Annotated in this window: 12 protein-coding genes; 8 read left to right on the top strand and 4 right to left on the bottom strand. The window is 71.7% G+C overall.

The window, feature by feature from the left end; genetic code table 11:
- Window positions 1-5: 5 nt before the first annotated feature.
- From AB0F88_RS23130 to AB0F88_RS23105, 6 genes are all read left to right on the top strand, one after another.
- A complete protein-coding gene (locus AB0F88_RS23130) occupies window positions 6-917 on the top strand; it encodes a sugar ABC transporter permease (protein ID WP_362687481.1) in 912 nt (303 codons plus the stop codon).
- Window positions 917-1,813, top strand: coding sequence for a carbohydrate ABC transporter permease (locus AB0F88_RS23125; protein ID WP_362687478.1), 897 nt, complete (start codon window positions 917-919; stop codon window positions 1,811-1,813). The genes AB0F88_RS23130 and AB0F88_RS23125 overlap by 1 nt, the downstream gene beginning before the upstream one ends.
- Window positions 1,814-1,920: 107 nt before the next feature.
- Window positions 1,921-2,523, top strand: coding sequence for a hypothetical protein (locus AB0F88_RS23120; protein ID WP_362687475.1), 603 nt, complete (start codon window positions 1,921-1,923; stop codon window positions 2,521-2,523).
- A complete protein-coding gene (locus tag AB0F88_RS23115; RefSeq protein WP_362687472.1) occupies window positions 2,510-2,800 on the top strand; it encodes a 4a-hydroxytetrahydrobiopterin dehydratase in 291 nt (96 codons plus the stop codon). The genes AB0F88_RS23120 and AB0F88_RS23115 overlap by 14 nt, the downstream gene beginning before the upstream one ends.
- A gap of 18 nt (window positions 2,801-2,818) precedes the next feature.
- Window positions 2,819-3,838 carry a pyridoxal-phosphate dependent enzyme gene (locus AB0F88_RS23110; RefSeq protein WP_362687469.1) on the top strand — a complete coding sequence of 340 codons (1,020 nt, stop codon included), beginning with the start codon at window positions 2,819-2,821 and terminating at the stop codon, window positions 3,836-3,838.
- A 152-nt stretch (window positions 3,839-3,990) separates the two neighbouring features.
- The gene (locus tag AB0F88_RS23105) at window positions 3,991-4,563 is read left to right on the top strand and encodes a hypothetical protein (protein ID WP_362687466.1); all 573 of its coding nucleotides are present in this window, start codon (window positions 3,991-3,993) and stop codon (window positions 4,561-4,563) included.
- A 162-nt stretch (window positions 4,564-4,725) separates the two neighbouring features.
- Here AB0F88_RS23105 and AB0F88_RS23100 read toward each other — a convergent pair whose 3' ends face one another.
- Entirely contained in the window at window positions 4,726-5,712 is a 987-nt protein-coding gene (locus AB0F88_RS23100; protein ID WP_362687463.1) for a pirin family protein, read from the bottom strand.
- A gap of 194 nt (window positions 5,713-5,906) precedes the next feature.
- The gene (locus AB0F88_RS23095; protein WP_362687460.1) at window positions 5,907-7,325 is read right to left on the bottom strand and encodes a serine hydrolase; all 1,419 of its coding nucleotides are present in this window, start codon (window positions 7,323-7,325) and stop codon (window positions 5,907-5,909) included.
- Between the two features lie 184 nt (window positions 7,326-7,509).
- Here AB0F88_RS23095 and AB0F88_RS23090 point away from each other — a divergent pair, with 184 nt between their 5' ends.
- The gene (locus AB0F88_RS23090) at window positions 7,510-9,327 is read left to right on the top strand and encodes an ATP-binding protein (protein ID WP_362687457.1); all 1,818 of its coding nucleotides are present in this window, start codon (window positions 7,510-7,512) and stop codon (window positions 9,325-9,327) included.
- A gap of 89 nt (window positions 9,328-9,416) precedes the next feature.
- Here the strand turns inward: AB0F88_RS23090 and AB0F88_RS23085 are convergent, their stop codons facing one another.
- Window positions 9,417-10,265 (bottom strand): fused MFS/spermidine synthase, encoded by an 849-nt coding sequence (locus AB0F88_RS23085; protein WP_362687454.1) that lies wholly within the window; start codon window positions 10,263-10,265, stop codon window positions 9,417-9,419.
- Window positions 10,266-10,390: 125 nt separating this feature from the next.
- Here AB0F88_RS23085 and AB0F88_RS23080 point away from each other — a divergent pair, with 125 nt between their 5' ends.
- Entirely contained in the window at window positions 10,391-11,059 is a 669-nt protein-coding gene (locus AB0F88_RS23080; RefSeq protein ID WP_362687451.1) for a hemolysin III family protein, read from the top strand.
- Window positions 11,060-11,215: 156 nt separating this feature from the next.
- Here AB0F88_RS23080 and AB0F88_RS23075 read toward each other — a convergent pair whose 3' ends face one another.
- Window positions 11,216-12,415 carry a M20 family metallopeptidase gene (locus tag AB0F88_RS23075; protein WP_362687448.1) on the bottom strand — a complete coding sequence of 400 codons (1,200 nt, stop codon included), beginning with the start codon at window positions 12,413-12,415 and terminating at the stop codon, window positions 11,216-11,218.
- Window positions 12,416-12,448: the final 33 nt, after the last annotated feature.

Raw genomic sequence — 12,448 nt, 5'->3', positions numbered from 1 at the left:
TCCCGATGCGGCAGGGCAAGTATCCGTTCATCGTCGGCTTTCTGGCCGCGCCGGTCCTTCTCTACGTGGTCTTCGTGATCAGCCCGTACATACAGGCTTTCTACATCTCGATGACCAACTGGAAGGGCATCTCGGCGAACCCCCAGTTCATCGGCCTGGAGAACTTCACCAGGCTCTTTGACGACGAGGTCTTCTGGGCCGCGGTGCGCCACCACGGTGTTCTGCTACTTGTCATGCCGCTGGTCACGATCGTGATCGCCCTGTTCTTCGCCTTCCTGCTCAACCTGAGCGGCGGGCAGCGGGGCGGCCAGATGACCGGGATCTGGGGCTCGAAGGTCTATCGTGTGATCTTCTTCCTGCCCCAGGTCCTGGCCGTGGCCATCGTCGGCGTGCTCTTCCAGGCGATCTACCGCCCGGACGGCACCGGCGTGATCAACGGCCTGCTCGGCAAGGTCGGCGTCGACCCGGTCGGCTGGCTGATCGACCCGGACATCGCCCTGCTGTCGATCATCGCGGTGATGGTCTGGCAGGCCGTCGGCTTCTACGTGGTCCTGTTCTCGGCCGGCATGTCCTCCATCCCCAAGGACGTGTTCGAGGCCGCCGCGCTGGACGGCGCGGGCCGGTTCACGCTGTTCTTCAGGATCACGATCCCGCTGCTGTGGGACACCATGCAGGTCGCCTGGGTCTATCTCGGCATCGCCGCGTTCGACGCCTTCGCCCTGGTCCAGGTCCTCTCGGTCGACCGGGGCGGGCCCGACAACTCCACGACGGTGCTGCCGATGGAGATCTGGCGCACGGCGTTCAACTTCTCCAAGTTCGGCTACGCGTCGGCGATGGGCGTGGCGCTGTTCTTCATGACCATCACGTTCGCCGCCCTCACCCTGCGCGTGACCCGGCGCGAGAGGATCGAGTTCTGATGGCCACGGACCCGGCGCGCAAGCCCGCCTCCCGCCCCGCGCGCCCCGGGCGCCGCGTGAAGAACCCGCTCGGGATCTTCGGCGCGCTCTCCCACGTCGCGCTGCTGGTCTGGGCGATCCTGATCATCGGCCCGATCGTCTGGACGTTCCTGTCCTCCTTCAAGACCAACACCGAGATCTTCGGGGACGCCATCACCCTCCCGGCCACCTTCGGCTGGGACGCCTGGGGCCGGGCCTGGGAGAAGGCCCACATCGGCCAGTACATGCTGAACACCGTCTTCGTGGTGGCGTGCAGCACGGCGGGCACCATGCTCCTGGGCTCGATGGCCGCGTACGTGCTGGCGCGCTACACCTTCCCCGGCAACAGGCTCATCTACTTCCTGTTCGTGTCGGGCATGACGTTCCCGGTCTTCCTCGCGCTGGTCCCGCTGTTCTTCGTGGTGAAGAACCTCGGCCTGATCGACACCCACCTCGGCCTGATCCTGGTCTACATCGCCTACTCGCTGCCGTTCACCGTCTTCTTCCTGTCGGCGTTCTTCAAGACGCTGCCCACCTCGGTGGCCGAGGCGGCGATGATGGACGGCTGCTCGCACACCCGGACGTTCTTCCAGGTCATGATGCCGATGGCCAAGCCGGGCCTGATCAGCATCACGATCTTCAACATCCTGGGTCAGTGGAACCAGTATCTTCTGCCGATCGTGCTGCTCTCGGGCAACGTCGAGGGCAAATGGGTGATCACCCAGGGTGTCGCCAACATCTCCACCAGCGCCGGGTACGAGGCCGACTGGCCCGGCCTGTTCGCCGCGCTGAGCATGGCCATCATCCCCGTCATGATCATTTACATCATCTTCCAGCGCCAGATCCAGTCGGGTCTCACCTCCGGCGCCGTCAAATGACCGGATCCGGTCAAAATACGAGCTCCGGCGAGTAATCCCAGGAGTGTCGTCGGGAGTCGTTCATATTCGGAACGACTCCTGTCCCCTCCCCACGGAGAACCCGACACATGGCCCACCTCGACAAGGATTTCCCCTTCCCCTTCTTCGGCGCGGGGGAGGCGAGCTACTACATGTGGGCCGAGGTGCACGTACGCTTCGCCCGGCAGCCGAGCACCTCCCAGCGCGCGGTCATCGTCGACACCGTCCCGGCGCCCCTGCGCGGGGCGCTCGACTGGTGCGAGGGCCGCCAGCTGATGGTGGCCAGCGGCCTGTTCCTGCACGGCACGGTGGTCCGCTCCTACCCGGCCGCCCCCGGCGAGTCCGACCGCATCGGCGACGACGGCTGGCTGTACGCCGCCCCCTCCCGGATCGCCGCGCTCAACGCCGACATCGAGAGATGGCTGCTGCGCATCAACCGGGAGTGCCCGATCCTGACGGCCTACCGCGCGGAAGACCCCGACAGCGGCGGCACCCGCCTGTCGGACTGGCACGAATGGAGCCTCGCCCGGCTGCCCGGCCTGCTGCCCGAGCTGGAGCCCCTCCTCGACCAGGCCAGCCACGCCACCTCCATGGCCCAGGGCATCATGGCCATGGCCCGCCGCGCCGGAAGCCTGCCCAGGCTTGGCGTCTTCGCCGGAGACATGATCTCCTGGGGGGATGAACCTGCTTGACGACTCCGCGGTGGACGAGCGGCTGACCGGCCTGCCCGAGTGGCGGCGCGAGGGCGACGAGATCCGCCGCACGATCACCGCCGCCGGCTTCCCCGCAGCGATCCGCATCGTGGACGAGATCGCGGTCGAGGCCGAGAAGCTCGACCATCACCCCGACATCGACATCCGCTGGCGCACCCTCCACCTGGCGCTCAGCACGCACAGCGCGGGCGGCCTGACGGAGCTCGACTTCACCCTGGCCGCCCGCATCGACGAGATAGCCTCGGCAGGCGCCTGAACCGCTCCTCGGCCGATCATGACCGATCCGGGACGCGGGTCGCGGGAGTTCGACCGGACGCCGCCCTCGCCCCTCGAGGAGCTCGACGACCCCCGGCTCGCCCGCGCGGGCGTACGCGTGATCCTGAAGCGCGACGACCTGATCCACCCCCTCCTGCCGGGCAACAAGTGGCGCAAGCTCAAGTACAACCTCGCGCGGGCCGCCGAGCTGGGCCACGAGACCCTGCTCACCTTCGGCGGCGCCTACTCCAACCACGTGCGGGCCGTCGCCGCGTCCGGAGCCCGCTTCGGGTTCCGGAGCGTCGGCGTCATCCGGGGCGAGGAGCACCTGCCGCTCAACGACGTGCTGGCCTTCGCCGCGCGCTCGGGGATGCGGCTGGTCTACATGGATCGCACCACCTACCGGGCGAAGGGCACCGCGCCCGTGGTCGAGGAACTCCGCCGGAGGTTCGGCCGGTTCTACCTGCTGCCCGAGGGCGGCAGCAACGAGCAGGCCGTCCGCGGCTGCGCCGAACTCCCCGGGGAGATCGACGTACCGTTCGACGTCGTGTGCTGCCCCGTCGGCACCGGGGGCACGCTCGCGGGCATCGCCGCCGGGCTGGCCGCCGGGCGGCGGGCCCTGGGCTTCTCCGTCCTGCGGGGAGCGCGGTTCCTGGCAGACGACGTCGCCAGGCTCCAGGCGGCCACCTACGGCGAGGTGTCGGCCAACTGGACGATCGACCACGACTTCCACGCCGGGGGCTACGCCAGGCGCGCTCCCGAGCTGGATGCGTTCGCCGACGACTTCGCCCACCGGCACGGGATGTCGCTCGACCGCATCTACGTGGCGAAGATGATGTGGGGCGTCTTCACCCTCGCGGAACGCGGGGCCTTTCCCAGGGACACCACGGTCGTCGCCGTGGTGACGGGTGCGATGGAGGCGGCTCCGTCCTCCCGCCCCGCGCGGGCCGGCGACGACGAGGCGGGGGCGCTGCCGCCGGCGCTGCATCCCTCCCGCCCCGCGGGGGCCGGCGACGGGCGTCTCCGGCCCCCGCCGTGATCTCCGCCTTCCCGCGCGGCGCGGACACCGCCCGGCCCCCGCCGCGGATCTCCGGAGCGGCGTGGCCGGGAGCGGTCAATACCGAGCGTGGTCGTATGATCACTCGATATGGTGGGCGCTGCTCTTCTCCGGCCCGGTCAAGGAGATCGTGGATGCGCATTCTGGGAGTTCTCGCCGCCGTCGCCCTGCTCTGCACGGGCTGCGGCGAGCAGGTCGCCGCGCCCCATCCGGCCGGGCACAGCCCCAGCGCGGGTCCGAGCGCCGAGGGGATCCGCCTCGCCGGGGGCGGCACGTTCACCAGACCCGCGCCGCGCGCCTCCGCCATCGTCTACGACACCGCGCTGGTGCCCCCCGGAGCCTCGGCGCGGGTCACCGTGGAGTCGGGAGCGGTGCTCGCCACCGCCAGGGTCACCGTCAAGAACATGCTCCACAGCCGCACCTACGGGGCGCACCTGCACGTCAACGCGTGCGGTTTCAAACCGGAGGACGCCGGGCCGCACTATCGGCACTCCCATGCCCAGGCGAGCCCCGAGAACGAGGTCTGGCTCGACTTCACCACCGACGTCCGGGGCGACGCCATCGCCACCACCACCCAGGACTGGGCGCTCGTCCCGGGCCGGCTGCCCCGGTCGCTCGTGATCCACGCCAAGCCCACCCGCACCACCGGCGCCGATGTCGGCGATGCCGGCCTCCGTGTCGCCTGCGTCACCCTCACCGAACGCTAGGCCCGGCAGGGGGCGGCGCGGGCCCGTCGGCGGGCCCCGAGGCCCGGGGCCGTGGCGTCTCCGGCCGCGATGTTCCGATCCGCGCCGTAGGCCGGGCCCGCATCGGATCCCGGACGCTGGGCCCCGGGCCGGATCCCGGACGCGGGGCCGCGTGTGCCGCGATCAGGCGTGGCCGGCGGGGATGGTGCCGAGACGGCCGGCCTGGTAGTCCTCGAACGCCTTCGCCAGCTCCGCCTGGGTGTTCATCACGAACGGCCCGTAGTGCGCGACCGGCTCGCCGATCGGGCGGCCGCCGAGCACGATGACCTCCAGGTTGGGGCTGCGGCTCTCCTGGGTGCCGGCCGCCGAGAGCGTGATGGTCTCGCCGTCGGTGCCCAGGCCGGGAAGGTTGCCGAAGCCGTCGAAGACGGCCAGCTGGCCCGACTCGATCGGCTGCCGGTCGCCGCCGACGGTGCCGCGTCCCGACAGGACGTACGCGAGCGCGTTGAAATCCTTGCGCCAGGGGAGCGTCAGCCGGGAACCGGGGCTGAGGGAGGCGTGCAGCAGGGTGATCGGCGTCCGGGTGGAGCCGGGGCCGGTGAACTCGCCGACCTCGCCCGCGATGAGGCGGACCAGCGCTCCGCCGTCGTGGCTGCTGAGCAGGACGACGTTGGTCCTGCCGATGTCCTGGTACTTCGGCGCGACCATCTTCTCGCTGCCCGGCAGGTTGACCCAGAGCTGGATCCCGTGGAAGAGGCCGCCCTTCTGGACCAGCCACTCCGGGGGAGCCTCCTTGTGCAGGATGCCGCCGCCGGCCGTCATCCACTGGGTGTCGCCGTCGGAGATCGTGCCGCCGCCGCCGTGCGAGTCGGCGTGGTCCATCACGCCGTCGATCATGTAGGTGACGGTCTCGAAGCCCCGGTGCGGGTGCCAGGGGGTGCCCTTGGGCTCGCCCGGCGCGTAGTCGACCTCACCCATCTGGTCCATCATGATGAACGGGTCGAGATACTGGGACTTGATCGTCGCGAGTGCCTTGCGGACCGGGAAGCCCTCTCCCTCGAATCCGCTCGGTGCGGTGGTGACGGCCAGCACCTGGCGCTCGCGGGTCGCGTTCAGCGGCTGCGGCAGGCGGGGCAGGGTCAGCGGGTTCTCTACGGTCACGGCCGGCATTGCGGATTCCTTTCGGCGATGTTCGCCGGTGATAACTCAGTTGATGTTTCAACTATTCCATGACGGACGAGGCCGTGGCAACGAAGTGCCACGGCCTCGACGGCGAAGCCCGCCGGTCCACCCGGCCGCGCCCGTCCGGCGGCTGTCTCCCGCCGTCCTCCGGGCGGCTGTTCACGGCCGCCCGGAGGACGGGACTACTTTCCGGTGGCCAGCGCGAAGCCGCCCCGGCTCAGGGAGATCAGCTCGGGGGCCGTGGCCCGCTCGTCCAGCGCGGCGGCGGGGTCGCTGGTCAGCGCGGTCACCACGTAGGTCCTCCCCCCGGCCGAGCGGGCCAGGTACGACAGGTCGAGGACGCCCATCTCGGAACCGCCCTTGGCCCAGACCACCGGCCACTTCTTCCTGTCGAGCTTGAGCCCGAGGTCGTTGGCCGACATCACCGCGCTCACCTGCCTGCCGCCCAGCTTGAGAAGTCCGGCGTAGGCGCGGCAGACGTCGCGGGGCGAGCCGAACCACTCCACCGTGTCGATCTCGCGGGGCTTCTGCCAGAGCACGATGTCCGACAGCGACTGCTTGGCGACCGTGTCCTTGAGGTAGGCGCGCCTGCCCGCGGTGTCGAGCGCCAGGTAGGCGCTCGCCTGCGCGGGGTGGTTCACGCCCTTGAGCAGGAAGAGCTCGCGCGTGGTGAGGAAGGGGACGTTCGGCTCGGGATGGCTCGACCACCGCCGTACCTTGGCCTCCACGGCCTTGCGGCCGACCGTGTGGATCAGGATGTCGGTGGCGGTGTTGTCGCTGATCGAGATCATCAGCTTGGCGGCCTCCGCGACCGTGGTGGTGCTGCCGTCGGGGCGGCCCGTCAGCCCGTCCTCGCCCAGGCTCTTCCACTCGGGCTTGATCGTGAGCTTGGTGTTCCAGCTCAGCCCGCCGTCGCGGATCTTCTCGGCCACGGCGCCGAGCACGTACAGCTTGAAGATCGATCCCAGCGGGCGGGCCGTGTCCGGCGCCACGGCGTGCGCGACGTCGCACCTGCCCCGCCTGTCGATCTCGGCGGCGAGGAAGCCCACCCGCGGCGCGACCTCGCGGAGCCGGGCGTCGAGCTTCTCCCAGCTCCTGGGGGCGGCGGGCACGGAGGGCTCGGGGGGCGTCAGCCCGAGCAGGTTGATCTTCCCGTCGCCGTCCACGCCGAGCTGCAGGGTGAACGCCTGCTCGCCGATCGTCCCGGTCCCGGCCAGCGAGGACGGCGTCTCCTTGGTCAGCTTCTCCAGGCGGAACCCCTTCGACGCCTTGAGGAAGGCGTTGACGCCGTTGACCGTGAGCGACGCGAGGAAACCGGAGTTGAGATGCTCCTTGAGCTCGCTCTCCGCCAGCGGCGCCCGGTCCGGCGCGCCGAGGAACCAGCGCAGCTGCCGGCCGGCGGGGCTGTCCGGGATCTCCGGCTCGGCGAGAGGTCTCCCCGCCGTGACCGCCTCAGCCGTGACCGCCTCAGTCGTGACCGCCCCGGCCGTGACCGCCTCAGCCGTGACCGCCGCCGCGGGGACGGCCAGTGGCAGGGTCATCACCGGAACGGCCGTGACGGCGATGGCGAGCAGGCGCTTCGATCGGAACGGCAACCGCATGAGATGCTCCTTGGGATGTTCTCCGGCGTTGCGGCCATCTCCCCGATGGCCCTTATCCGAAACTAGGAAGCGCTCCCGCCTCGCGACACCCGGCGGTCCTCCGTCCCGCCGGTGCGGCGAACCGCACCGGATGTGCGGGCAACCCCCTGGACGGCGGAGCCCGCGGCAGGTCACCCTACGTCCCATGACGTCCACGGCCCCTCGAACCGTTCCGGCACCCGCGTCACCGCCGGGCCCGTCGGCGTCCGCCCCGGTCCGCGCCCTCGCCGCGTCCATGGCCGCGGTGTCGGTGGCCGGGATGGTCGTGGGCGGCGTGCTGGAGGCCGGTGTGCCCGTGCCGCTCAGCCAGTGGCTGTTCGTCGTGGCCTGCGCGATCCTGCCCTCGGTCGGCCTGCTCATCGCGGTCAGGCGCCCCGACAACCCCTACGGCTGGCTGCTGCTGGTCACCGCCTGCTGCCTCGGTCTCGGCGGCCTCGGCGTGGGCGTCCTGGTGGCGTACGGCGACGCCCACGGCCCCCTCGCCGTGGCCGGCGCGCTGCTGGCCTCGCTGTTCTCCGGCTTCTACGGCCTGAGCTGGGTGTTCATCCCGCTGATCTTCCCTGACGGCAGACTGCCCTCGCCGCGCTGGCGCCCGGTCGCCTGGATCGCGGGGGTGGCGATCCTCCTGCACTGGCTGGGCGTCCTGCTGAGCCCCGACGAGGTCTACGCCCTGACCTTTCCGCACGGCAACCCGGTGGGGCTCGAAGGCACGGCCGGGCTGCTCGCCGCTTCGGTGGGCGGGCTCGGGCAGGTGGTGGTCTTCCTCGTGGCGCTGTCGGTGCTGGCCTCCCTCGTGCTGCGCCGGCGGCGCGGCACCCTCGTCGAACGGCGCCGCCTGCGCTGGATGATCCTCGGGGTGGTGGCCGCCCTGAGCGGCTCCGTGACGATAGTGATCTTCGGGCAGGGCGGCCAGGCCGTGAGCTGGGTCGGCGTCGTGACGGCGGTGGCCGCGCTGCCCGCGGTGATCGCCACCGTCGTGTTCCGCCACAACCTGCTCGACATCCGGGTGGCGGTCAGGGGATCCAGGCTCCTCCTGGTCTTCGACCTCAGGCCGACGGTGGACGAGCTCCTGACAGAGCTCGGGCCGGGCCTGGACGAGGCGGACCCCGTGGAACAGCTGGGAAGGCTGGCGGAGGCCGTACGGGCGGGCCTGGAGACGCGGTGGGCCGCCGTGACGCTCGCGGACGGCACGCGGGTGGTGGCGGGCGGGGAGGACGGAGAGGCGGTGCTCACCGTCCCGGCGGGGCTGGGGCACATCACCTGCGGCCCCAGGGCCGCGGGACGTTTCAACGCCGAGGACCGCAGGCTGCTCGGCTCGCTCGCGGTGCCGGTCGGGCTGGCGATCCAGAGCGCGGGGCTGGCGGCACGCCTGGTCAACGCGCAGGAGGCCGAGCGGCGGCGGATCGAGCGCAACATCCACGACGGGGCGCAGCAGCAGCTCGTCGCGCTGATCGCGGGGCTGGAGCTGGCGCGCGCCACCGGCGGCGGCCCCGGCAGCCTGGCGCTCCTGCGCGAGCAGGCCCGCCAGACCCTCAACGACCTGCGGGAACTGGCGGCGGGCATTCACCCGTCCGTGCTCAGCCAGGGCGGCCTGGCCGAGGCGGTCGAGGAGCGCTGCTCGCGGCTGCCGGTGGCCACGACCGTGACGGCCGATCCGGCGCTCCGCTCGCGGCGCTTCCCCGACGAGATCGAGGGAGCCCTGTACTTCACGGTCAGCGAGGCCGTCGCCAACGCGCTCAAGCACGCCGAGGCCTCCAGGATCGAGGTGCGGCTGGCCTGGTCCGGCGGGCGCCTGCGGGCCACGGTCTCCGACGACGGCAGGGGCTTCGAGCGGGGCGGGCCCGGCCGCGGGGGCCTGGGCGCGCTGGCCGACCGGATGGCCGCGCTCGGCGGCGGCCTCGACGTCTCCTCGACGCCCGGCGAGGGCACCCGGGTCGGCGCCTGGGTTCCCGTGCCGGGCTGAGGCGCCGTACCGGCATGCCGGACCGGCCCCGCCGGGCTGAGGGGACGGGAAGGGACGGGAAGGGACGGGCCGAAGGGGCGGCGAGCGGGTCAGCCGAAGACGGCGGGCGGGGGAACGGGGATGACCACGGCGTCGCCGTCGTTCAGCGGGCGGGCTCCGGCGATGAAATTGACGATGTCCTCGCCGTGCACGCAGCGGGCCTGCGTGAGCCCGCCCGCGGCCCTGCGGGTCAGGTCGGAGACGGGCAGGGGGACGCGGGAGGCGGCGACGATGAGGTTGCCGAAGCGGCGTCCCCGCATGACGCCGGGCTCGGCGAGCAGCACCACCTGGGGGAAGGTGCCGCGGACGGTGGCGAGCACCCGGCGGGTGAAGGCCAGGCCCTTGCCGTCGGCGACGTTGATCAGCAGGGTGCCGCCCGTGCGCAGGACGCGGGCGACGTCCCCCATGTACTCGGAGGTGGCCAGGTCGATCGGCATCGTGGCACCGCTGAAGGCGTCCAGCACGAGCAGGTCCGCCGAGGCGTCGCCGAGCCCGGCGGTGGCGGTGCGGCCGTCGAGGATCCTGACCTTGAGCCGGGGCACCGACTTCAGCCGGAGCTGGTCCCTGACGAGCTGGACGAGCCCCTCGTCCGGCTCGGCGACGACCTGCCGGGACCCGGGACGGGTCGCCGCGACGTAACGGGGCAGGGTGCAGGCGCAGCCGCCCACGTGCACGGCGTCCAGCGGACCCCCGTCGAGGAGGTCGATGACGTCGGCCATCAGCCGGACGTACTCGAAGTCGAGGTAGGTGGCGTCGTCCAGGTCGACGTACGACTGCGGCACGCCGTCCTTGGAGACGACCCAGCCGGAGGGCCGGTCGAGGTCCTGCAGGAGATCGACCTCGCCGAAGGTCACCGGGTACCGTCCCGGCATCGGCTCCCGCGCTTCCCGCCTGCCCATCGGTCCGGTCCTCTTCTCCCTGGTGTGAACCCGAAGGGGAAACCATATGCGCAGTCGCGACCGGTTGACGCCGGTGTTGAATAGATCACAACCTACGGCTGCGTAACTTACGCTACCGTAGGTTCATGGCCCCGATCCTTGCCGAAACGCTCGCAGAGTCCGTCAAGCCCCGCCTTCGTGGCTGGTTGCACGCCGGGGCGCTGCCCGTGGCGCTCGTCGCGGGATTCGTCCTCGTCGCGCTGGGGCCCACCCTGGAGGCGAGACTCGCCGCCGCGATCTACGCGATCACCTCCGGCCTGCTCTTCGGCATCTCGGCCACCTACCACCGCGGGACGCTCTCCCCGCGCTCGGAGGAGGTGCTCCGGCGCCTCGACCACGCCAACATCTACCTGATCATCGCGGGCACCTACACGCCGTTCGCGCTGCTCGCCCTGGACGGGGCGGCCAGTGCGGTGGTGCTCGGCGTGATCTGGACCGGCGCGATCGCCGGGGTCCTCTTCCGGGTGCTGTGGACCGCCGCCCCCCGATGGCTCTCGACCGCGCTCTACATCGCCCTCGGCTGGACGGCCGTCTTCGTGCTGCCCCAGCTCGTGGAGGGCGCGGGGGCGGCCGCGGTGGCCCTGCTCTTCCTCGGCGGGGTGCTCTACACGGCGGGCGGGATCGTGTACGGCATGCGCCGGCCCGACCCCTCTCCCCGCTGGTTCGGCTTCCACGAGGTCTTCCACGCGTTCACCGTCGCGGCCTACCTGGCGCAGTACGTCGCGGTCTCGCTGGTGGTCTACGCGGCGGCGTGACGCGCCGACGGGCCCCGTACAGCCCGGCCCGTCCGGCCCGTCCGGCCTGCACCATCCCGCGCCCGGCCCGCCGGACCCGCGCGCGGCCCGCGCCGGGCCCGGCCCGTCCGGTCGGCTCGGCGCACGCTCGTCTCGCGCCCGGTCCGTCCGGTTCGCTCAGCTCGCGGCGAGGGCGAGGCGGCGGGTCGCGAGCTCGGCGTAGAGCGCGGCCCCGTCGGGCAGCACGGCGTCGTCGAACCTGGCCTCGGGGGCGTGGTTGTAGGCGGCCCTGCCCGGATCGACGTCCGCCGGGCAGGCGCCGAGTGCCACGAAGGCCGACGGCACCTGGTCGCAGACGAACGAGAAGTCCTCGGAGCCGGTGAACGGCTGGGGAGCCTCGACGAAGCGCCGCTCGCCGTAGACCTCGCGGATGGCCTCGCCCGCGAAACGGGCCTCGGCGCCGTCGTTGACCGTGACCGGGTAGCTCACCTCGTAGCCGGCGTCCACCTCCAGCCCGTGTGCCGCCGCGATGCCTTTCACCAGGGTCACCGCCCGTTCCTGGACGCGCGCGTGCGCGGCGGCGGAGAACGACCGGACCGTGGCTTCGAAGCGGGCCTCCTCGGGGATCACGTTGTCGGCGCTGCCCGCGTGGAAGCTGCCGACGGTGACGACCACGGGGTCGAACACGTCGAACCCGCGCGTCACCATGGTCTGCAGCGCGGTGACCATCTCACACGCCGCGGGGATGGGGTCCTTGGCACGGTGCGGGGAGGCGCCGTGGCCCCCGGCGCCGCGCACGGTCACCGTGAACCTGTCCACGGCGGCCATGATCGGGCCACTCCGGGTCACGAAGACGCCCTGGGGAAGTATCGAGCTGATCACGTGCAGGGCGTAGGCCGCGACCGGGCGCTCGCCCGTCACGTCCAGCACGCCCTCTTCGATCATGATCTTCGCGCCGCCGGGACCCTCCTCGCCGGGCTGGAACATGAAGACCACGTTCCCCGCGAGCCGGTCGCGCCCGGCGGCCAGCAGGTGCGCCGCGCCCGCCAGCATGGTGGTGTGCAGGTCGTGGCCGCAGGCGTGCATCCGCCCGGCCATCCGCGAGACGATCTCGGCGTCGCCCCGCTCGGTGACCGGCAGGGCGTCCATGTCACCTCTGAGCAGCACGGTCGGGCCCGGCAGGGAGCCGCGCAGCACGGCGGTGATCGAGCTCAGCCTCTCGCCGAGCCGTATCTCCAGGGGCAGGCCCGACAGCGCCGTCAGCACCTTCTCCTGCGTGCGTGGCAGGTCGAGGCCGAGTTCCGGCTCCCGGTGCAGGGCGTGCCGGAGGCGGACCAGTTCGTCCCGCATGTCGGCTGCGGATTCGCGAAGGGACATCGGGCTTCCTCCTGGCGGTCGTACTGCCTTACC

The organism is Streptosporangium sp. NPDC023963 (assembly GCF_040639135.1).
GTDB lineage: Bacteria > Actinomycetota > Actinomycetes > Streptosporangiales > Streptosporangiaceae > Streptosporangium.
Note: the sequence above shows the minus strand (reverse complement) of the source record. Positions and strands in the feature narration are given on the sequence as shown.

Excerpts from the sequence above, each read along its gene's own strand:
- AB0F88_RS23080 (WP_362687451.1), top strand. The coding sequence starts at position 10,391 with ATGGCCCCGATCCTTGCCGAAACGCTCGCAGAGTCCGTCAAGCCCCGC.
- AB0F88_RS23105 (WP_362687466.1), top strand. The coding sequence starts at position 3,991 with ATGCGCATTCTGGGAGTTCTCGCCGCCGTCGCCCTGCTCTGCACGGGC.
- AB0F88_RS23130 (WP_362687481.1), top strand. The coding sequence starts at position 6 with ATGCGGCAGGGCAAGTATCCGTTCATCGTCGGCTTTCTGGCCGCGCCG.
- AB0F88_RS23100 (WP_362687463.1), bottom strand. The coding sequence starts at position 5,712 with ATGCCGGCCGTGACCGTAGAGAACCCGCTGACCCTGCCCCGCCTGCCG.
- AB0F88_RS23120 (WP_362687475.1), top strand. The coding sequence starts at position 1,921 with ATGGCCCACCTCGACAAGGATTTCCCCTTCCCCTTCTTCGGCGCGGGG.
- AB0F88_RS23085 (WP_362687454.1), bottom strand. The coding sequence starts at position 10,265 with ATGGGCAGGCGGGAAGCGCGGGAGCCGATGCCGGGACGGTACCCGGTG.
- AB0F88_RS23090 (WP_362687457.1), top strand. The coding sequence starts at position 7,510 with ATGACGTCCACGGCCCCTCGAACCGTTCCGGCACCCGCGTCACCGCCG.
- AB0F88_RS23110 (WP_362687469.1), top strand. The coding sequence starts at position 2,819 with ATGACCGATCCGGGACGCGGGTCGCGGGAGTTCGACCGGACGCCGCCC.
- AB0F88_RS23075 (WP_362687448.1), bottom strand. The coding sequence starts at position 12,415 with ATGTCCCTTCGCGAATCCGCAGCCGACATGCGGGACGAACTGGTCCGC.
- AB0F88_RS23095 (WP_362687460.1), bottom strand. The coding sequence starts at position 7,325 with ATGCGGTTGCCGTTCCGATCGAAGCGCCTGCTCGCCATCGCCGTCACG.
- AB0F88_RS23125 (WP_362687478.1), top strand. The coding sequence starts at position 917 with ATGGCCACGGACCCGGCGCGCAAGCCCGCCTCCCGCCCCGCGCGCCCC.
- AB0F88_RS23115 (WP_362687472.1), top strand. The coding sequence starts at position 2,510 with ATGAACCTGCTTGACGACTCCGCGGTGGACGAGCGGCTGACCGGCCTG.